The sequence below is a fragment of the Alteromonas sp. 4NH20-0104 genome, from assembly GCF_057547795.1.
Genome location: NZ_BAAJLP010000005.1, coordinates 43,280 through 64,289, shown reverse-complemented (window position 1 = coordinate 64,289; position 21,010 = coordinate 43,280). Strand labels below are relative to the sequence as shown.

Annotated in this window: 16 protein-coding genes; 3 read left to right on the top strand and 13 right to left on the bottom strand. The window is 48.1% G+C overall.

Translation table 11 applies throughout. The annotated features are described in order from the left end of the window. Positions 1-73 precede the first annotated feature (73 nt). A complete protein-coding gene (locus AC27IB_RS05065; RefSeq protein ID WP_296044481.1) occupies positions 74-835 on the top strand; it encodes a proteasome-type protease in 762 nt (253 codons plus the stop codon). On the opposite strand, the gene AC27IB_RS05060 is transcribed toward AC27IB_RS05065, so the two are convergent. The 4 genes from AC27IB_RS05060 to AC27IB_RS05045 all read right to left on the bottom strand — a co-directional run bounded on the left by AC27IB_RS05060 (position 807) and on the right by AC27IB_RS05045 (position 5,083). Then, entirely contained in the window at positions 807-1,883 is a 1,077-nt protein-coding gene (locus AC27IB_RS05060) for a zinc-binding metallopeptidase family protein (protein ID WP_296044479.1), read from the bottom strand. The two genes, AC27IB_RS05065 and AC27IB_RS05060, sit on opposite strands and share 29 nt — an antisense overlap. A 98-nt stretch (positions 1,884-1,981) precedes the next feature. Beyond that, positions 1,982-2,131, bottom strand: a complete 150-nt coding sequence (locus tag AC27IB_RS05055; protein ID WP_296044576.1) for a DUF2256 domain-containing protein — start codon at positions 2,129-2,131, stop codon at positions 1,982-1,984. Next, positions 2,124-3,656, bottom strand: coding sequence for a cryptochrome/photolyase family protein (locus AC27IB_RS05050; protein WP_487119369.1), 1,533 nt, complete (start codon positions 3,654-3,656; stop codon positions 2,124-2,126). Before AC27IB_RS05050 ends, AC27IB_RS05055 begins: the two co-directional genes overlap by 8 nt. Then, a complete protein-coding gene (locus AC27IB_RS05045) occupies positions 3,656-5,083 on the bottom strand; it encodes a cryptochrome/photolyase family protein (protein WP_487119367.1) in 1,428 nt (475 codons plus the stop codon). The genes AC27IB_RS05050 and AC27IB_RS05045 overlap by 1 nt, the downstream gene beginning before the upstream one ends. A 186-nt stretch (positions 5,084-5,269) precedes the next feature. Here AC27IB_RS05045 and AC27IB_RS05040 point away from each other — a divergent pair, with 186 nt between their 5' ends. Then, positions 5,270-6,541 carry a DASH family cryptochrome gene (locus AC27IB_RS05040; RefSeq protein WP_487119365.1) on the top strand — a complete coding sequence of 424 codons (1,272 nt, stop codon included), beginning with the start codon at positions 5,270-5,272 and terminating at the stop codon, positions 6,539-6,541. 16 nt (positions 6,542-6,557) lie between these two features. Here AC27IB_RS05040 and AC27IB_RS05035 read toward each other — a convergent pair whose 3' ends face one another. After that, positions 6,558-6,815, bottom strand: coding sequence for a hypothetical protein (locus AC27IB_RS05035; RefSeq protein WP_296044574.1), 258 nt, complete (start codon positions 6,813-6,815; stop codon positions 6,558-6,560). 214 nt (positions 6,816-7,029) lie between these two features. On the opposite strand from AC27IB_RS05035, the gene fabA reads away from it, so the two are divergent. Beyond that, positions 7,030-7,548, top strand: a complete 519-nt coding sequence (gene fabA / locus AC27IB_RS05030; RefSeq protein ID WP_296044471.1) for a bifunctional 3-hydroxydecanoyl-ACP dehydratase/trans-2-decenoyl-ACP isomerase — start codon at positions 7,030-7,032, stop codon at positions 7,546-7,548. Positions 7,549-7,642: 94 nt separating this feature from the next. Here fabA and rmf read toward each other — a convergent pair whose 3' ends face one another. From rmf to AC27IB_RS04990, 8 genes are all read right to left on the bottom strand, one after another. After that, positions 7,643-7,819 carry a ribosome modulation factor gene (gene rmf / locus AC27IB_RS05025; protein ID WP_296044470.1) on the bottom strand — a complete coding sequence of 59 codons (177 nt, stop codon included), beginning with the start codon at positions 7,817-7,819 and terminating at the stop codon, positions 7,643-7,645. A 311-nt stretch (positions 7,820-8,130) separates the two neighbouring features. Continuing rightward, positions 8,131-8,913: a DUF817 domain-containing protein gene (locus AC27IB_RS05020; RefSeq protein ID WP_487119362.1), complete on the bottom strand. Its 783-nt coding sequence runs from the start codon at positions 8,911-8,913 to the stop codon at positions 8,131-8,133. An 89-nt stretch (positions 8,914-9,002) separates the two neighbouring features. Next, positions 9,003-10,739: a DUF3466 family protein gene (locus AC27IB_RS05015; protein ID WP_487119360.1), complete on the bottom strand. Its 1,737-nt coding sequence runs from the start codon at positions 10,737-10,739 to the stop codon at positions 9,003-9,005. Positions 10,740-10,760: 21 nt separating this feature from the next. After that, on the bottom strand, positions 10,761-12,686 hold the full coding sequence (gene uup / locus AC27IB_RS05010) for an ATP-binding cassette ATPase Uup (protein ID WP_296044464.1): 1,926 nt from the start codon (positions 12,684-12,686) through the stop codon (positions 10,761-10,763). Beyond that, positions 12,683-12,916 (bottom strand): glutaredoxin family protein, encoded by a 234-nt coding sequence (locus AC27IB_RS05005; RefSeq protein ID WP_296044462.1) that lies wholly within the window; start codon positions 12,914-12,916, stop codon positions 12,683-12,685. The genes uup and AC27IB_RS05005 overlap by 4 nt, the downstream gene beginning before the upstream one ends. After that, on the bottom strand, positions 12,913-15,033 hold the full coding sequence (gene rlmKL / locus AC27IB_RS05000; RefSeq protein ID WP_487119357.1) for a bifunctional 23S rRNA (guanine(2069)-N(7))-methyltransferase RlmK/23S rRNA (guanine(2445)-N(2))-methyltransferase RlmL: 2,121 nt from the start codon (positions 15,031-15,033) through the stop codon (positions 12,913-12,915). The genes AC27IB_RS05005 and rlmKL overlap by 4 nt, the downstream gene beginning before the upstream one ends. After that, a complete protein-coding gene (gene pyrD / locus AC27IB_RS04995; RefSeq protein WP_487119525.1) occupies positions 15,033-16,040 on the bottom strand; it encodes a quinone-dependent dihydroorotate dehydrogenase in 1,008 nt (335 codons plus the stop codon). The genes rlmKL and pyrD overlap by 1 nt, the downstream gene beginning before the upstream one ends. Before the next feature lie 131 nt (positions 16,041-16,171). After that, positions 16,172-21,007 (bottom strand): NAD-glutamate dehydrogenase, encoded by a 4,836-nt coding sequence (locus AC27IB_RS04990; RefSeq protein WP_487119355.1) that lies wholly within the window; start codon positions 21,005-21,007, stop codon positions 16,172-16,174. Between the last annotated feature and the right edge of the window lie 3 nt (positions 21,008-21,010).

Here is a 21,010-nt window from a genome sequence, read left to right as displayed (position 1 = left end):
TTGATCTGGAAAATTGCCCTGAATCCATCCATTCTATCAGTATCGTTTTTTGTGTGTTTTCAGAGAGTTTCCAGTGACCTATTGTTTAGCTGTAAAAGTTAATCGCGGATTAGTATTTGCTTCAGATTCCAGAACCAACGCCGGCGTCGATTATGTCGCGACTTACAGCAAAATGCGTCGCTATTGCTGGCCGGGTGAACGGGTATGCGTGCTCATGACCTCTGGCAGTCTGGCCACTTCACAGGCCGTTATGAATGCGATTAACCGCGATCTTAATGATCCGGACGCAGAATTCAGCCTGCGCCACGGTAAACAGCTTTACGAAGTGGCTCAATACATTGGTAAGCTCAGCCAGCAGGAGCAAACGCTGCACGAGCGGGCCATGGAAAAATCTAAAAGCAGTGCCGAATCCAACTTTATTCTGGGCGGGCAAATAGAGGGCCAGGCTGCTGAAATATTTCATGTTTATCCGCAGGGAAATTTCATCAGCGCATCCGAGGACACGCCTTATCTGCAGATTGGTGAAACCAAGTACGGCAAACCTATTCTGGATAGAATTATTGCGAAAAGCACCACCCTGGAAGACGCCGCTCGCTGCGCTATGGTGTCGCTCGATTCAACTATTCGCAGTAATATTTCCGTTGGGCCGCCCATTGAACTGGCAATGTATCAGAATGATTCCTTTGATGAGCCCTTTCATCACACCTACACCCTGAACAGCCCGATGTATAAATCCATGAAAAAACAATGGACAGACGGATTGCACCGCGCCTTTGAGCAACTGCCACGGTTTGATTGGGAAAAGACTAAAGCGGACGAACCAACAGGTGAATAAAGTGCAACTTTTCCTGGGTTTTAGGGTTGATTACAAAGGGGTAAGCATCGTCGAGCCCCATACTGCTATTAAGTGAGTTAAGCAGATTAGTCAGCTTGTCCCAGTCGTCAATCAGGGTGCCAAAACTCTCTTCGTTGTAGCTTGCTGTATGGGGATGGTCTGGGTCTAACGGATTAGACAACAAACGGTTTTCCAGACTCGTTTCATATTCATTAGCGGTTTCCAGGGTGTCAACCATGTGCAGGTAATGCGCCCAGGTTTCGGCCCAGTCTTCCCAGGGATGCATGCTCGCATAGGCGCTAATACAGTTTTGTTGCCAGTCAGCCGCCGGGCCATTGGCATAGTAGGTTTCCAGACATTGCTGATAATCCTGACGCTCATCACCAAACAATGCCCTGAACGGCTCAATATACGAGCTGTTTTTAATTAACACATCCCAGTAATAATGCCCGGACTCATGACGAAAGTGGCCAATCAGTGTCCGGTAACGTTCATTCATTAATTCCCGCATAGCCAGACGTTTGGTTTCTTCGGCTTCTTTAAGGTTAATGGTGATCACACCATTGCTGTGCCCGGTTAATACAGTATTTTGCACGGTTAATTCACGGTTATACAACGCCTGCGCCACTTCATCTTCAAGGAATCGAAAAGACAATCCCCGGGGATTGTGACGTTTACCGATAACCGGCAGTTCCAGCTTATACAGCGTGTAAAGCAAATGCCGTTTGGCCTGCTCCATACGAAACCACAGTTTACGGTTATCGGGTTTCGAGAGGTCAGGAATGGTGTCGGTCAGTTGGCAGGAGGCGCAGAGTTTCTGTTCGCTCTCAACCGGTACCAGCCAGTTACAAATATTCTGTTTTACATAGTTACTGCACTGGCGGTAAGCCTGACCATTATGGCTGGCTATCCAGTTACCCGCGGCATCCACATCGCACGAGGAAATCACCCGGGCATCCGATAAAAAACCTACCGGACGCTGACAGGATAAGCACAGGCTGTTGGCGAAATATAAAGTGTTACCACATTGACACGTATATGTTTTCAAATCTTTTGCTTCTATTTGGGCAAACTGTCATTAGCTCACTAAAACTATAGTAGCAAAAGATATCACAGCAAAGTAATGTCAGTTTCACTACATTACGATTAATTTGTTGGTTTTTGTCGCGATCGGACACTACTGCAGCGTTTTGAGCAGTATTTCACCTCCGGCCAGTTTTTTTCCCATTTTTTACGCCAAACGAACGGGCGCTGGCATACCACACAGATTTTGCTGGGCAGATCGGCTTTACGCATCATCTAATGCCAACAGCAATTGCTCTGCCTGTTCCTGCATGGCATCAACCGTGTCCTGAGACATTCGGTCGAGGCTTTTATAAATCAGCCCCATGCGGTGATTATTACCCAGTTTCTCGCGGTGTTTGATTAAAAAGTCCCAGTATAAATAGTTAAACGGACAAGCATTTTTGCCGGTCTTTTTAGACACTGCATAACCACAATTCTTACAGTAATCCGACATGCGGTTGATATACTGACCGCTGGCTACATAAGGTTTACTGGCCAGGTTGCCGCCGTCGGCAAATAAAATCATGCCACTGACATTAGGCATTTCCACCCACTCGTAGGCATCGGCGTACACCAGCAAATACCATTCGTTAACGGCTTCTACCGATAAACCGGCCAATAAACTGAAATTGCCAATCACCATTAAGCGCTGAATATGATGGGCATAGGCGTGACGCCTGGTGTCGCCAATACACTGGCGCATGCAATTCATATTGGTGTGCCCTGACCAGTAAAAATCCGGCAGTTTGCGCTGGTGATTAAAGTAATTCTCTTTTTGAAGGGTTGGCATACAGTGCCAGTAAAAGCCCCGCACATACTCACGCCAGCCCAGAATCTGGCGAATAAAGCCTTCTACCGCATTGAGCGGCGCATGACCATCGAAATAAGCTTGCTCTGCCGCTTTCATGACTTCCATGGGTAATAACAGCCCACAATTAAGGTAAAACGAAATATGTGAATGAAACAGCCACACGTTGCCTTCACGCATAGCATCCTGATAGTCGCCAAAATCGCTAAACCGCTGGTCAATAAACTGCTCGAGTACCTTAAGTGCCTCGTCCCGGGTGACCGCGTAGTTAAAATCTTTGGCCTCCCCCATGTGGTCAGCAAAATTAGCCTCAACCAGGTCGATGACTTCACGGGTTATATCATCCGGAGACACCGTGTAAGGCTTAGGCGGCGCGACATCCGCAGGCAGTGATTTACGGTTATCCTGGTCGTAATTCCATTTACCACCAATGGGCTTGCCGTCCTCCATCAGAAGGCCGGTTAACTTGCGCATTTCGCGATAGAAATATTCCATGCGCCATTGCTTACGCCCCTCTGCCCACTCGCTAAACTGCCCGGGAGTGGCAATAAACCTGTCGTCATCGCGTATTTCTACCGGCAGCTGCAGCTGGTTTTGCCATTGCTGCATACTTTTCAGCAATCGGTATTCACCAGGAAATGTCACCACCACTTTGTCAAAACGATGCTGGCTACAAGCCAGCTTCACTTCATCAAGTAATGCGCCCTGATTGTCCTTATCATCATAACGACGGTAAATAACATCGTAGCCGTCATCTTTAAGGGCCCTGGCAAAATGACGCATTGCTGAGAATAACAACACAATCTTCTTTTTGTGATGCTTCACATAGGTTGCTTCTTCGCGAACCTCGGCGAGCAGGATCTTATCTTTGGATTTTGTGCAATCTTTTAAACTGGACATCTCAAACGACAGTTGGTCACCCAGTACTAAACGCAATACGCCAGCCATTAGTTCTCCTTGGTATCCGCGTAGGCATCAAGCGCTCGCTGCCGCGATTGCTTCAGGTCGGCTATTGGCTGCGGGTAGGTATCACCAAGCGTTATACCGGCTTTTTTCAGAACATCCTCGGGCGCATTCCAGGGTTTGTGGAGGTATTTATCCGGCATGTTTTTTAATTCGGGACAATAGGTCTTTACGTAGGCGCCCTGCTTATCAAATTTCTCGCCCTGCAATACAGGATTGAATATACGAAAATAAGGCGCCGCATCTGCCCCGGAACCTGCCACCCACTGCCAGCTCGCTGCGTTACTGGCACGGTCAGCGTCAACCAGACAATCCCAGAACCAGCGTTCACCTTTACGCCAGTCGACCAGGAGGTTTTTAACCAAAAACGATCCCACAATCATTCTCACCCGGTTATGCATATAGCCGGTCTGCCACAACTCGCGCATGCCGGCATCAACGATAGGGATCCCCGTTTGTCCTTTGGTCCAGGCCGTAAACTTATCGTCCTGATTAAGCCATTTAAACTTATCAAATTGCGAATTAAAGTTTTTATCAGTAATCGTTGGGAAGTGAAATAACAGGTAATAGCTGAACTCGCGCCAGCCAAGCTCACTTAAGAAACAGTCGAGGTCACTACTACCCTGATCGTCAAACGCATTAAGCAGTGCATACCACACCTGGTTGGGCGAGATTTCACCAAAGTGGAGATGCGGAGACAAACGCGATGTCCCTCTTACCGATGGAATATTCCGCTGGTCCTGATAACCGTTGGCCGCGTGTTGTATAAATTCACTGAGTTTATCTGCCGCTCCCTCTTCACCGGGTTTCCAATGGCTGGCGAATTCACTGTCCCAGTTAATCTCTGGCAATAATCCCGCATCCTCAATGCTGTGGCCTTCATGCGCCACATCTGCATAAGTGATTCGCTCTGGTGCGGACGAGGGGTAACGGGGGGCGGAGGCTTGCAGACAGCCTTTGCGATAATAAGGCGTAAACACCCGGTAAACGCCACCATCCTGTTTACGAATGCTCATGGGTTCCCATAAAAGCGAGCCATTGAAGCTGCTAACCAGACAGTCCTGATCGCGCAGGTGTTGCTTAATATCTTTATCCCGGTCAATCACCGCTGGTTCGTAGCAACGATTCCAGAATACCGCCTGGGCGTTAAACGTCTTAATGAGTTCACTCAGGATGTTTTTCGGTTCACCGGTATAACACTGCAGATGACCATTTAATCGTTTATTTAACGACACCAACGAATGGTGGAGCCACCAGTTAGATGCGCCACCGGGTTGGTCGGCCTCTTCGATTTCAGGGTCAAAAATATACACCGGAATAACACTGCCATACTCTACCGCAGCAAACAAAGCGGGGTTATCGATGACGCGTAAATCCTGCCGGAACCATACAATACATACAGGCTGACTCACTCTACTGTTCCTTTTTTAATCGTTGTTAGTAATGTGCCCTGCTTTGTACGTCGGTAGCCTGAAAACGATCGCATTCTGCCGCCAGATTAACGTTTATTTTTAGCTGCTAAAAAGGCTCTGACTATTTTTTTCAATTTTCTCTTCTATGCTTAAATCCATAACGATAAGGACATCGTAAAGACTGCTATGAATAAGACTTCCGCAACGACCGGGCTTTACTGGTTCAGACACGACTTACGCCTCGACGATCAGCCTGTGCTGTCCCGGTTGGCCTCTCGCTGTAATAAATTACTGCTGGTATTTTGCATTGATAAGCAATGGTTCGAGCCCAATCAGTTTGGTTATTGTGCAATGGGGCATCACCGACAGCAGTTTTTATTTGAATCCCTTGAAGCACTAAACCGACAGCTGGATAGTTATCATCAAACGCTATTAGTCGTGAGCGGCGATCCGGTTGAGGAGATCAGTCAGCTGGTGAAGGCATACCAGGTGGATATACTCGGTGTGAGCGAGTACCCGGGCTTCGATGAATGCCAGCAACTGCGTGAGCTTCAACAACGTGCTGCGGCGCTGACAGTGATAAGCGGTAGCAACAACAGTTTATTCTCCTCGCAAAGTTTGCCTTTTGAGGTGGATGCGATGCCAGACAAGTTCAGTCCGTTTCGCAAAAAAGTTGAAAAAGCGATATCACCTCAACCGCCGACTGAGCAAGTGGCCTTGTTGCCTCCCCCGCCCATTGCATTGCAAACTGACTGGCCGTCGGTGCCCTTACACCGGGGAAACTCTTCGTCTTATCATGGCGGTGAGCTGGCGGCTCAAAAGCAATTAAAGTATTACTTCTTCGATAAGCATCTGATTAGCCGATACAAAGAAACACGAAATGGCCTCGATGGCTGGGATTACTCGAGTAAATTCTCAGCCTGGCTGGCCAATGGCAGCATTTCCCCCCGGCGTATTTACGCCGAGTTAAAGCGATTTGAAGCGCAAGAGGTGGCAAACGAGTCGACCTACTGGCTTTATTTTGAATTGCTGTGGCGAGAGTTTTTCTGGTGGTTACAGCGAAAGCATGGCGTTAACTGGTTCACTTGTGGAGGCATTCAACAGCAGTCCAGGACCATGGAAGGTGCGTCTGCGTTGCTAAGCGACTGGCAACAAGGCACCACCGATAACGCTCACATTAACGCCTGTATGCGTCAACTGAATGCCACCGGCTATATGTCTAACCGCGCCAGACAGTGGGCAGCCAGTTATCTGGTTAATGAACTCGGTGAGCACTGGCGTTATGGTGCCGCTTATTTTGAACAGCAGCTCATTGACTACGATGTGGGGTCAAACTGGGGCAATTGGCAATATCTCGCCGGCGTGGGCAGCGATCCGCGGGGCCTGCGACACTTCAATATTGAGAAGCAGGCCCAAATGTACGACCCCGAGGGGCAATTTACCCAGCTTTGGTCGTGAATGAGTTGCGCGGAGCCTAACGGTTATGATCTTTTAGCCACTCGTTCAATAGCTTTACCTGACCGCACCGGTAAGCGGCGTACATTAAACGAATTGAATTTGACAGCACCTCGTTGTCATTCCAGCCGGTTTTCTGCTGTATTTCTTCATAACAACTTAAGGCCTCGGGTGTAACATACCCCCTCACCTGACGTTTACCGGCTTCGCGCTGTCGCTCTCGGAAGCGCTTTTGTTTATCCGCATTGGCGCGTGGATTCTTCTTGGACTCAGTCATGATACCCTGTATGTAATCAGAAAATGTGTAGCTCAACATGGCGGCTTGCCTCCCCGAATTAAAGTGGGTGACAAAGGTTGAGCGCTACTTCGCGCATTTTAGCCTAAAATTAAAGTATATCCTTGCCAGAGGGCAAAAAATTTACTGTTCAGAGTTGTTTAGCTTACAAGTGTTCGCTAAATTACGCACGTTAAGAATAATCGATGGGAATACAATGACAACGAAACAATCCAGTTTTAACAAAGAAGACCTGTTAGCTTGTAGCCGTGGCGATATGTTTGGCCCGGGTAACAGCCAGCTTCCGGCCCCTAACATGCTTATGATGGACCGAATCAGTCTGATATCTGAAGAAGGCGGCGAGTTCGATAAAGGCCAGATTATTGCTGAATTAGATATCACTCCCGATTTATGGTTTTTTGACTGTCACTTCCCGGGCGACCCGGTAATGCCAGGCTGTTTAGGTTTGGATGCCATGTGGCAGTTAGTTGGTTTCTTTCTGGGCTGGAGTGGCGGTCCGGGTAAAGGTCGTGCTCTGGGAGTGGGTGAAGTGAAATTTACCGGCCAAATCCTGCCTACCGCGAAAAAAGTAACTTATAAAATTCAAATGAAGCGTGTTGTTAAGCGTCGTTTATTTATGGGCCTTGCCGACGGTATTGTGGAAGTAGATGGACGTGAAATTTACGCCGCCAAAGATCTTAAAGTGGGTCTGTTTCAGGATACCAGCGCTTTTTAATTAAGCTTGTCAGTCCGGATAATGCACGGCATTTTACCGCTATCAGGTGCATTATTAAAAAAGCCCCTTAAACGGGGCTTTGACTCAAGAGATGTTAACGAACCACCACACCTAGCTGGCGGTCTTCCATGGCCTCTCTGTACCCGCCTAACCATTCCGAGCGAGTATCGCACGTTTGAAAGGGACATATTTCCTTAGAGCGACCGCTGATTCCTGCCTGATAGCCTTTAGCGTGAGCGCGAGTCAGTTTATCTCTTTTTTGTCTTTTCATTGAATAGCCTCTTTTGTTAGGTTAACAGTGAACAGAATAGGCCAGCAACTCAATACATAATTAGTGGTAGTGTGGCTTTTTCTGAGCACTATTTATTAGATAGTGCAAGGCATGATTTGGTTCAAGAGTGATTAGTGTTTTTAGTTCTTGACAAACTATAACGATCTGAAATTTCGATTCATTTTATATTACAATTTTTTTTCATAATTGTTTCAGCATTTAAAAGTAATTGGTCTAAAAAGCGCCGCAAGTTGGTACAGGTCAAATTATGACCACTTCAAAGATATGATTTTTGCTTATATAGCCACTAGTTAGCGCTTAATTTTGCGAATATTCAGGGTGTTAATTAGCGATACCAGTACAAAACTCAGCAACATAAGCAAATACCACGAACTCAACTTGGCTAACGGCACCATTTGCCATTGTTCATGCTGGTTAGGGTATATCCAGATATTAGCAAAAGTTGCGATATTTTCTGCAAACCAGATAAACATCGCCACCAAAAACCAACCCAATAGCAATGGCATATAACGGTGCGTTTTAATGACGCGAAAATAGATACGGGTACGATAAAAAAGTGCCACGGTAGCAGCCAGCAATAGCCAGCGAAAATCCGCGATAAAGTGATGCGAAAAGAAATTAATGTAGATCAGGCAAACTAAAACCACGGTGAGTTTTACAGGCGGATAATGGCTGTATTCAAACTCAAATATTCGCCATACGCGGGCAATATAGCTCCCCACTGCACTGTACATAAAGCCGGTAAACAAGGGCACATTGGCAATACCAAATACATAAGCTTCAGGATACGTCCAGGATCCAATAGCATCTGAGGTTTTGAATAATTCCATCACCGTGGCCACCAGATGAAAAACGATGATGACCAATGACTCCCTAAGCGTTTCCAGTTTAAAAGCCAACAGGACAACCTGAAATACAATTGCGGCAATAAAGATAAAGTCGTAGCGATGCAAACCATCAAGCGGATACCAGAGGTTCGTGCCTATCATTAGCGCCAGTAAAAAGCCGCCGAATACACAGGCATTGGCCTGCTTAAGCCCGAATATCCAAAGTTCCCTGATAAATTGCTTCATGCGTTGCTGGTTTTATTTATTTGAATGAGGAATAAAAAACACCCGGCTAATGGCCGGGCGCTTTATATCTTAAACTGATCTACCGTTGCTTATTTTTTAACGCGGCGGCGGAACACGGCCAGCAAAGAGAGTAATGCAATCCCATACCAGGATGCAGAAGCTCCCTGACGCTCATAAGGCTGTTCCTCTACGCTGTCACACTGCTCAATACTGCCGGTGCTATTAGGCGTGAGTTTGACGGCCACGATGCGATCTGTCTCTACAGTGTCGCCAGCATCATTTAGCACTTCATCACCGGTAATGTAGCGCTGTGTTGAAACGTAGCGGGCATTCGCAATAATTTCGTTATTATCGTTGATGTCCATAGCAGACACCAGCGTATACTGTTCACGCTGTTCACAGGTAAGCAGGGTATTCAGGTCAACAAACTCCCCTACATTCATGTCGTACATAAACGCGCGAAGCTGGCGGTTAGTCTGGACATCAGACTCGTATTCCCCTTCCCCAACAACAATACCGTTGTTGTTAATCGCTCGAGGGGTGACCGCGGCAGTCTGAAAAAAGCCCTGCGGATATTCCGCTTCGCCACTGTCAATGTTGTAGATAAACAGCTGGTTTCGGGCGACACCGTTATTCTCGCGTAATACAGTACCCACAACCCAGTTATCATCGTTAATGTCTACCGCTGAACTACTGAGATTTTCTTCGCGGGGTAATAATTCGGTAGTCTCACCGTTAGCGAAAGTGGCAGCAACTATATTGGCGTAATAAGCTGCTTGGCCACCGGGTAAAGTATAGATAATACGCTCACCGGTGTGTGAAGTGCCCACGGCTACGCCATTATTGTTTATACCTCTGGCCGTGCTGGTATAGCCGGTTGAATCTTCATCTTCTTCCGGGGTAAATACCATACCGTACTGGGTAGACGATAATACATTGCCCTGGGCATCTAATTGCCAGGTCACAGCCCGGCGATAGCTGCCTGTGGTGATGCTTCTGGCCAGGTTATAGATACACAGCTCAACCGGTGTTTCACCGCGGGTTTCATCATCAAGACATTCGTCGATATCGGTCTGATAATCTTCGGTAAGCGAAACACTGCCCCAGCCAGCTACCTGCAGGGATTCGTTAATAGCAAACGCTTCACTAAAACCATTAATACCGGTATCGCCTGGCATCGTTGGTGGTAATGCCGTGGTTACACCATTGGCTTCAACAAAAGCCTGAGTCAGCGTGTCGTTTACGATATACGTAAACTCATCACCGTCTTCATTGGTGTAATCCACTTTGAAAAACGGCGTGCTGCCGGCGCCCACAAAGAAGTCGCCGCCTACTGAGTCATTTAACTGGCTGTAGGCACTGCGGGTGTAATCTTCGAAGGTTTCATCGATGACGTCAAAACCCGGGATTAAATCGGCAGTAACCGTATCGCCCTGATAACTGCGATAAGTCGCTAATGACTGAATGAGAATATTGATACCATTGCTGCTACTGCGACCGTTCACGACATAGGCATACAGCGCCTGATAGTCAGCATTACTGAAAACGCCTTGTTCCACGGCTTCCGGATCTTCAAAGCCATTGGTAAAGGCTTCGTTTTCGAAGTCCAGAATCGACAGGTCTATAGGCGGGTTATACTCCGACTCACTCACGACCACCATGGTGCCTGTGTTATCAATGGACTGGGCAAAGTTAAAGAATGATTTGTCCTGCACCGGTGCCAGGGTTAAATCATAGGTTGCTGCAGTCGCTAATGGCGATACCGCAACGGCAGTCACTGCGGAGGTTGCAAGGATTACTGCAGATGCAAGCTGTTTTAGTTTCATTCAAAATCCTGTTTACTGCTGTCAATCTTCCAGCATACTTTCAAGTTCGTCCCAGCGCGCATAAGCCTGGGATAATTGTTCTTCACTTTCAGCAAGCGTGCTAAGCACGGCTGAAGTTTGTTCGCTTTCCTGTTTAAAAAACTCAGGGTCGTTTACAAGAGCTTGTTGTTCTTCTACCTGTTGTTCCAGTTTCTCAATTAGCGCTGGTAAATTATCGAGTTCGCGCTGATCTTTATATGATAACTTTTTCGCCTTGCGCGGAGAAGCCTTTGCAGTCGGACTGACTTTTTCTGATTTAGTTTCATTTTTTGCTGTTTTTGCAGAAGAAGAAATATAAATCGATTTCCCCTGCCCGGCATACCAGCTTTCAATATCAGAATAACCGCCAACAAACTCCTCAACTTTACCGTTTTCGGTAAACAATAAACTGGAATTTACAACATTATCAACGAATTCGCGATCGTGACTGACTAAAATCACCGTACCGGTGTAATTAATCAACAATGTCTCGAGCATTTCGAGAGTTTCTACGTCCAAATCGTTGGTCGGTTCGTCGAGAATAAGCACATTGCTGGGCTTAAGCATCAGGCGTGCAATCATCAGACGATTCTTCTCTCCGCCGGATAACGACTTCACCGGCGCATTAACCCGTTCGGGAGTAAACAAATAGTCCTGCAGATAACTCATTACGTGGCGCGGATGACCATTGACCATCAGATCACGTTTGCCGTCGGCCACCACATCAATTACCGTTTTTTCCAGATCCAGGCCAAGGCGATGCTGGTCAAAATAAGCCACTTCCAGATTAGCCCCCTGGCGACTACTGCCAGACACTGGCGATAATTCACCTAACAACAATTTAATTAAGGTACTTTTACCACACCCATTGGGGCCTATCAGGGCGATTTTGTCACCTCGCAGTACAGTTAAATCGAGGCCTTTAACGATGGTTTTACCGGCAATTTCGTAGCTTAGCGCGTTCGTTTCAAAAACCAATTTCCCTGAACGAGCCGCCGTATGCTGAGCCATAGCGGCATTACCGGTGAGTTCACGGCGGGCTGAGCGTTCCTCTCGAAGCTTCTTAAGCGCCCTTACGCGCCCCTCGTTACGGGTACGCCGGGCTTTTATCCCCTGGCGGATCCATACTTCTTCCTGGGCAAGCTTCTTATCAAACTCAGCCTGCTGACTGGCTTCTACTTCCAGATCGTGCTCTTTTTTATCCAGGTACGTCTGATAATTCCCCGGGTAGCTGGTAAGCTGGCCACGGTCTAAATCGACAATACGGGTCGCCATGGCCCGGATAAACGCCCGGTCGTGGCTGACAAAAACGATTGCCCCCTGATACTGCTGCAGACTTTGCTCCAGCCAGCGGATCATTTGCACGTCGAGGTGGTTGGTTGGCTCGTCGAGTAGCAGAATATCCGGTGATCGCACCAACGAGCGCGCCAGCGCTGCCTTACGTCTCCAACCACCCGACAGCGATGCCAGCGAGGCATTACCATCCAGTTGTAGCATAGTCAGCGTCTGCTCTATTTTTTGTTCAAACTGCCAGGCATTCTGAATTTCAAGCTGCTCCTGAAGCGACTGCAACTTGTTGAGGTTTTTTTCGCTGGGATCGTCGGTGACCAGCTGAATTTGCTTAAAATAGCCTTTCAGAATATCGCCTACTTCAGCGAGCCCTTCGGCCACGTAATCAAACAAGGCGATCTCTGTGGTTTGCGGCGGGTCCTGCTCAAGACGGGCAATAATAGTATCCCGTTCCACAACACGCTGGCCGTCATCGGGGATCACATCGCCGCTGATCACTTTCATCAGGGTCGATTTACCACTGCCGTTTCGGCCAACAATACACACCCGTTCGCCCGGTTGAACGACCAGTTCAACACCGTCGAGCAAAGGCGGCGTGCCAAATAGCACAGATATATTTTTAAGTTGTAACACACTCACTTCAGAAACAGCTCCAGTTCATCGAGCGTAAACGGCCAGCCCAGTTCGGCACCGTTATCCTCACGCTTTAATACCGGTATACGCACGGCGTACAAATGATAATGCTCGGTATTATCACGGATATTATGTTTGGTAATTTGCAGTTGTTCGTAAACGGATGATTGCCTTAGCAGCGCATCCGCATCATCACATAAACAACAGTGTGGGCCAGTAAAAAACGCTATCTTCATGACAACGTCAGTACATAACACTGGTGAATATTACTGTGCCGGGCAAAATCCTGCGGAATGGTTTGCGCCGAGATATTCTCAACCGCTAAACCCAGCTCTGCCATGGCGTTTTTGTCCAGCTTAAACCCGCGCTTATTGTTTGAAAACACGATAGTCCCGCCCGGATTTAAACAACGACGTACCTGGGTTAACAGCATGACATGGTCGCGCTGCACATCCCAGGTGGTATCCATTCGTTTGGAATTAGAGAAAGACGGTGGATCAACAAAAATGACATCGTACTTGCCGTTGTGCCCGACTAACCACTGTAAACAATCAGATTGCACAAAGTGGTATGCCCCGTTGAGTTGATTCAGCTTAAAATTATCCTTGGCCCAGTTGATATAGGTATTCGACATATCAACCGTCGTTACCGAGCGTGCACCGCCAAGCGCTGCTGCGACCGACACACTGCCGGTATAGGAAAACAGGTTCAGTACGTCTTTGCCTTTGGCCATCTGGCGCACTTTCTGGCGGGTGATACGGTGGTCCAGAAATAACCCGGTATCGAGGTAATCGGTAAGGTTAACGTACAGTTTGGCGCCGTTTTCCCACACCACTTTACGGTTACCGGTGGTATTCACCTTTTCGTATTGTTGTTTGCCTTTCTTCTGCTCACGTACTTTGAGCATGATCTGTTTAGCCGGAACGCCTGTGACCGCCGGTAAATACAGCAGTACTTCCTGCAGGCGACGACGGGCTTTTTCCGCATCGATGGTTTTTGGTGGCGCATATTCCTGCACAACCAGACAATCATCGTACACATCAATGGCAACGTTGTATTCAGGCAAATCGGCATCATAAATACGGTAGCAGTTGGTATCCTGCTGTTTAAGCCAGGGTTTGAGTTTTTTCAGGTTTTTCTTCAGCCGATTGGCAAAATCGTTGTCCTGACTATCTCCGAACTGTTGGCAGTTATTGGCATCCAGTACGTAATTAACCAGTTTACACTCGAGTTTGCCATTCATCAGGCTGTATTCTTTATGGCCGCGTAGTTTAAGCAAACGTAACAGTTCACGGTTACTGCTTAACAACGAGACCTGCCAACCCTGCCAGTGTTGTTTTAGTTGCTCACCCCATTGTGCAAACAAAGGGATTAACTCCGTCAGCTCACCCAATCGCTCACCATAAGGCGGATTAGAGACCAGGTATCCTGGCGCCGCGATCGCGGCTGGCGGCGCAAACTTGGTGGCATCTGCTACGTTAAACTCAATGAGCTCAAACACTCCTGCCTCATTGGCATTTTGTTTGGCAATAGCTACCAGCTTACGGTCTATATCACTGGCAAACAGCTTAACCGGAGGCGCAACTTCTTGCGACTTTGCCTCTTCCAGTAACGCCTGCCAGTCGCTTTCACGGTGGCCCAGCCATTTGCTGAAGCCCCAGCGGGACCGACCCAGGCCAGGCGCTTTATTGAGCGCCATAAGCGCAGCTTCAATCACCAGTGTGCCGGATCCACACATAGGATCCAGTAATGGTTTTGACATGTCGTTTGCCCAGCCACTGCGCATTAGCATGGCGGCGGCCACGTGTTCTTTTAATGGCGCCAGACCGGCATCCTGACGATAGGCCCGCTGATGCAGACTGCCACCGGAGAGCTCTATGCCAATCAGTACTTTGTCTCGATGCAGACGCCCACTGAGCACTACATCAGGAAAATCACGATCGACATTCGGGCGTGATTGCGCTTCTTCATAGAAATGGTCAACAATGGCGTCTTTAATTTTAAGCGCGCCAAACTGAGTGTTATTAATGGCATTGCTGTTGCCATTGAATTGCACCGAAAACGTGTTATTCACGCCAAAGTGCATTGACCAGTCGACGTCTCGGGCACTTTCATACAGTTGTTCGGCCGTAGCCGCGTCACCTTCGTTTAAAATCCAGATCACCCGGTTAGCCAGACGCGACCACAGGCAAACCTTGTAGGCCGCCTGCAAATTGGCTTTCACACGCACCCCACCACGAGCAATTGTTAGCTCTGCCTCCGGGCAGAGTTCACTGAGCTCTTGTTTAAGCAGCTCATCGAGACCGCGACTGGTGGTGACTAAAAAACCGGCTTGAGATTGTGAATCAGACATTAAAGGCCTTCAACCAGCTGTTTCACTAACGCCGGTCCCTGATAAATAAATGAAGAGTACACCTGAATAAGCTCAGCACCCGCCGCCATTCGTGCTTTGGCACTGGCCACGTCGTGTATACCGCCAACACCGATAATCGGCATTTTACCGTTCAATGCGGCGTGTAATTGTTCGGTGACCAACTGGCTTTGGTTAACCAGCACTTCACCGCTTAAACCGCCGGCTTCCCCGGCATGCGCCAATCCTGCCACGGCCTGACGATCCAGGGTGGTATTGGTGGCTATCACGCCATCCATTTCGGATTTAATCAGTGATTCGGCAATGCCATTCACTTCTTCCAGCGTTAAGTCCGGCGCAATTTTAATAAACAGTGGCACATACTTACCATGTACCTGAGCCAGCTTGGTCTGAGCTTCTTTTAAGCCACCCAGTAATGCTTCCAGGGCGGCACCATATTGCAGGTTGCGCAGTCCCGGTGTATTCGGTGATGAGATATTGATGGTCACATAACTGGCATGCTCATACACTTTATTCAGACAAATTAAATAGTCATCCAGCGCATTCGCTTCTTCGGTATCTTTGTTTTTACCGATATTAATGCCTAACGCACCGTCATAACGACTGGCTTTAACCTGCTCAACCAGATAATCAACGCCTTTGTTGTTAAAGCCCATACGATTGATAATGGCGTTTTTTTCCGGTAACCGGAACAGGCGAGGCTTGGGGTTACCCGGCTGCGGGCGCGGCGTGACCGTTCCCACTTCAATAAAGCCAAAGCCCATGGCGGCAAACGCATCAATGCACTCCCCGTTTTTGTCCAGTCCGGCCGCTAACCCGACAGGATTTCTGAAGGTCACGCCAGTAACGGTTACCGGCTTATCCGGTGTGTTAACACGGTACAGGCCAGACAGCAGCGTGCGCTGGGTGCGGTGTAACCATTTAATACTGAAATCGTGGCTCTTTTCGGGTTCGCAGTTAAGCAATACTTTTTGGATCAGATCGTACATGAAGTGTTTTAACGCCATAAATTAAAGCCCCGGCTGGTAACTTATACCGGTCGGGGCTGTGAAGATTATGTTTGCAACCTCACGCTGACTTACGCCAGCGCAAAGCAGGTATCAACCCATGGTTGCGTAGTTTACTGGTTCGACTTCATGCTTAAAAGCATCAATTCACGCAGAGCAACAGAAAACTTCGCAAAATCGTGGCTAGAGCTGGTTTTAAACTCACTCATCATATGATACCAACGTTTTAGCAAGGCTTCATTATTTTGCATCCAGTTCTCTAAAATAGCATCCGCATCCTTGGATTTACCGTTGCCAGCCAGCAAGGTGGCCACAATAGAGCGCTGCTGCCAGTCAAGTTCCTCACGGTAAGACGCTCTTGCCAGTGCTTGCCAGTGATTACCTACCGGTTGATTATTGATCTGTTCCAGGAACCAGTGCAGTTCAAGGGTTGAGCCTAACTGGTAATACAACCGCGCCACTACATCGATGCTATGGGTATCCTGTTCGACGACCTGAGTTAAATCAAGCGCGCTGAATAAGTTACTGAAAGCCGCCACGCGGATTGCGATATCCTCGGGAACGCCTTTGTCTATCCAGTTCTGCTTAGCTTTTTCTAACTGCGCAATTTCCTGTTTCACCAGGTAGTTGGTCAGATTTTCACACAGATCATTCACCGCTGGCTGATATTTCTCAATGCACTGCTGAATATCATTGCAGTTGTCGCCGTGGCGAATATACCAACGGGTACCGCGCCGCATTAAGCGACGGGCCGATTCCAGCATCGCCAGTTGTACTTTGGCATCGACTTTATTGTCGAGGCTTTCAATGTCCTGCCACAGTTGACCAATGCTGAAAACACCTTTAACAATGCTGTAAGCATTGGTGATTTCCACCATATCCGCGCCGGTTTCTTCCTGCATGCGATAAACAAAATTTGCCCCCATGTCGTTAACCATATTATTGGTTAACTTGGTAGCAATAATTTCTGCCCGTAACGGGTGCTGCTGCATTTGTTCAGCAAAGCGCTCACGCAAGACTGGCGGGAAGGCGCCAATCAACAGTTTTCCGTGATACGGATTGTCCGTAAGGGCCGGGATATTCAGTTGGTCTTTTAACACCATCTTGCCGTAAGCTGTAATTACGCTCAGCTCAGGCCGTGTTAACCCGCGGTTTTGTACCGCTCGGTCTGAGATTTCATCGTCATTGGGGATAAACTCGAGCTCGCGGTTGAGCGCACCGTCTCTTTCCAGACCGTGTATGAAACGCAACTGTTCTTTCAGCGATGACACCCCGGTCATCTCCGTAACGGAGATGGTCTGAGTCTGACGATAGCAATCCTGCAGTACAATTTTTGCTACATCGTCGGTCATGTCATACAGCAGGTTGTTACGCTGCTTCACAGTCAGATCGCCATTACTGACCAGCGCGTTAAGCAGAATTTTAATATTGACCTCGTTATCCGAGCAGTCAACGCCGCCGACGTTATCAATAAAGTCAGTATTCACCCGCCCGCCATTGGCAGCGAATTCCATACGGCCCAGTTGTGTGGCGCCAAGGTTACCGCCCTCACCTATGATTTTGGCTTTAATATCACAACCATTCACCCGTAGTGCATCATTAGCGCGGTCACCCACGTCAGTGTGGCTTTCTTTCTTACTCTTCACATAAGTCCCGATACCACCGTTCCAAATCAGGTCGACCGGCATTTTCAGGCAGTTATGGATAAGCTCCGTAGGCGTCATGGAGCTTTGGCGGGTACCCAGCCAGGTTTTCATCTCAGGCGTTAATGTTATGGATTTCGCCGCCCGGCTAAACACACCACCGCCTTTGGAAATCAGAGACTTATCGTAATCGTCCCAGGTCAGGCTGGGGTTTTCAAATAACCGCTGACGCTCTTTATAGCTTTTCGCCGCCTCCGGGTCCGGATCGAAGAATATGTGCATATGGTTAAAGGCAACAATTAACCGTGTGTGCTGTGATAACAGCATACCGTTACCAAACACGTCGCCGGCCATATCACCCACCCCCACACAGGTGAAGTCGGTGGTCTGACAGTCGACGCCAATTTCGCGGAAGTGTCGCTTAACCGACTCCCAGGCACCGCGGGCGGTAATGCCCATTTTCTTGTGGTCGTAGCCGATGCTGCCACCCGAGGCAAAGGCATCACCCAGCCAGAAGTTATATTCTTCAGATATACCGTTGGCGATATCTGAGAAGGTCGCAGTACCTTTATCGGCGGCAACCACCAGATACGGATCGTCCTCGTCCAGGCGCACTACGTTTTTCGGCGGCACCACGGCACCATCAACAATGTTATCAGTAATATCCAGTAAGCTGCGGATAAACGTCCGGTAGCAGGCCTTCCCTTCCTCGAAAATTTCCTGACGGGTAGCGCCGGCTGGCAATTGTTTACAAACAAAACCGCCTTTTGCGCCTACCGGCACAATCACGGTGTTTTTTACCTGTTGTGCTTTTACCAGTCCCAGTATTTCGGTACGGAAGTCTTCCTGTCGATCTGACCAGCGTAAGCCACCTCGGGCAACCCGCCCGCCACGTAAATGGACCCCTTCAATTTTGGGACTGTAGACGAAGATTTCATACTTCGGCAGCGGCAGTGGCATTTCCGGGATCAGTTCTGGTAATAACTTAAACGACACGTAAGGTTTGTCGCTACCGTCTTCTGCAGGCTGATAGAAATTGGTCCGCAACGTGGCATTAATCATATCCAGGTAACGACGAATGATACGATCGTCATCAAGGTTGCTAACCTGATCCAGCGCCTCAGTAATTTTATTCTGCAGGGTTTCCTGACGTTTCTTGTTGGGTTTGCGGCCCGGATTAAAAATAAGCTCAAAGTAACTGATCAGCATTTCAGCTATGTGTGGATAATTCGACAACGTGTTGGCGATATAATCACGGCTGAAGCTGCTGCCAGTCTGGCGCATATATTTAGCAAACGCCCGCAGGATTGTTACGTTACGGCCTGTCAGTTCGGCACTTAAGACCAGACGGTTGAAACCGTCGTCTTCCAGATCGTTATACCAGACTTTGGCGAAGGCATCCTGGAACAGTTGCTGGGCTTTGACCATGTCCAAATCGTTACCGCTCTTATGCAGCATGGTAAAGTCCATGACCCACTTAAGCTTGCCATCGGCACACTGAATTTTATACGGGCTTTCATCGATAACCCGCAGGCCAAAGTTTTCCAGAATAGGCAATACATCCGACAGATGGATAGGCTCAAATAAGTGAAATAATTTAAGCTTGACCACCTGACTGTCAGATTGCTCTTCCTGGGGCCGGTAAAACAACATGCCGAGGTTTTCTTCAGGTGTCAGTTGCTCCAGTTTTTCAATGTCCACCAGTGCCGCACTGGGCAGGTTATGCTCTGTATACGAAGGTGAAAAGGCATTGAGGTAATTACGCTCAAGCATTTTCGCTTTGGCTTCACCATAGGCGGATGATAACGCAGACGACAAGCGGTCATTCCAGGTTTTGGTTAACTCAATAATATTCTGCTCAATATCCTTCACATCTAATTCCGCATTGTTGTCTTCAACCCTGGCTATATAGTGAGTGCGGGCATATACCGACTCTGAGAAAAACGTGGTAAATTCCACTTCCCCACTGGCATTTAATGAACGCTTGAGTAATGCCTGGGTTTCTTTTCGTAACTGGGTGTTATAGCGTTCTCTGGGCACATAGACCATACAGGAGAAAAAGCGACCAAAGGTATCCTTGCGAACGAATAAACGGGTAATGCCCCGTTCCTGCATCTGGAAAATGCCGCGAATAATTTCGGCCATTTCTTCTTCTGGCGTTTGCAGTAATTCATCCCTTGGGTAGGTTTCAACGATATTGTTGAACGCCTTGTAGGCATGGGTATCCGGATCAAACTCTGATAACTCACAGATACGGCGGATCTTGTCCGACAGCAACGGAATATCCTTGGTACTGCTGTTATAGAAACTGGCCGAGTATAAGCCCAGAAAACGGTGTTCACCGGTTACCTGCCCATTGCTGTTAAACTCTTTGATACCCACATAATCCATATAAGCCGGGCGATGAACCCGCGAACGACTATTGGTTTTGGTTAGCAATAACAGGTGCTGACTCAGCGCTTCTTCCCGGGCCGTGGCTGGTAGATTCGATAACAACCGGGGTTTATCACTGATAGAGTTCTTCATCAGTCCGAGGCTGCTGTTGTTGTCCGGGGTCCACTGATGATCGCCTTCAATGGCGCTGACTGAATAATAGCGATAACCCATTAACGTAAAGTTATGATCGCCCAGCCAGTCAAGGAATCGCAGAATGGTGTCTTTATGCGTTTTATCGACCGGCAGCTTTTTCGCTTTGCTTACCTGACTGGTAATGTCTTTGAGCTTATCCAGCATAGGTTGCCAGTCTGCCACGGCCAGCGAAACTTCATCGATGGTGGAATGCAGTTCATCGGCCAGTTGCTCCAAATCCGCCTTACTGGTCTGACGGTCAACTTCAATAAACACCACGGTTTGCCGCAGGTTGCTGGTTTGATTAGCCTCCAGAAAACTGACAAGTTTATGCTTGTCGTCGCGCTCAATGTTCATCGGGCTGTGGATCAGCATATGCGCGGTAATCCCCAGACGGTTTAATGCCATCCGCAGAGAGTCTACTAAAAACGGAACATCGCGGATAATCAGCTCAACTATGGTGTGGCTTGATTTCCAGCCGTGCTTCTCTATTTCCGGATTAAACACGCGCACGTGCGGTGTACTGGCATCGAAGTTTGAAAAATTATTCCACAAGCTGAGTGTGGCGCCGTATAAGTCGCTGTCGTTGCGATTCTCAAGGTCGTCCAGAGAGATATTTTTAAAAAAATGCCGGCCAAAGGTGTGAATGTGCTCACGGCTTTTGGCATCTACTTTCTTGTCGATAAGTGAAAAAACATTCTCAAGCAAAACTGAATAGCGCTGAGAGTTAGCTGTCATGTG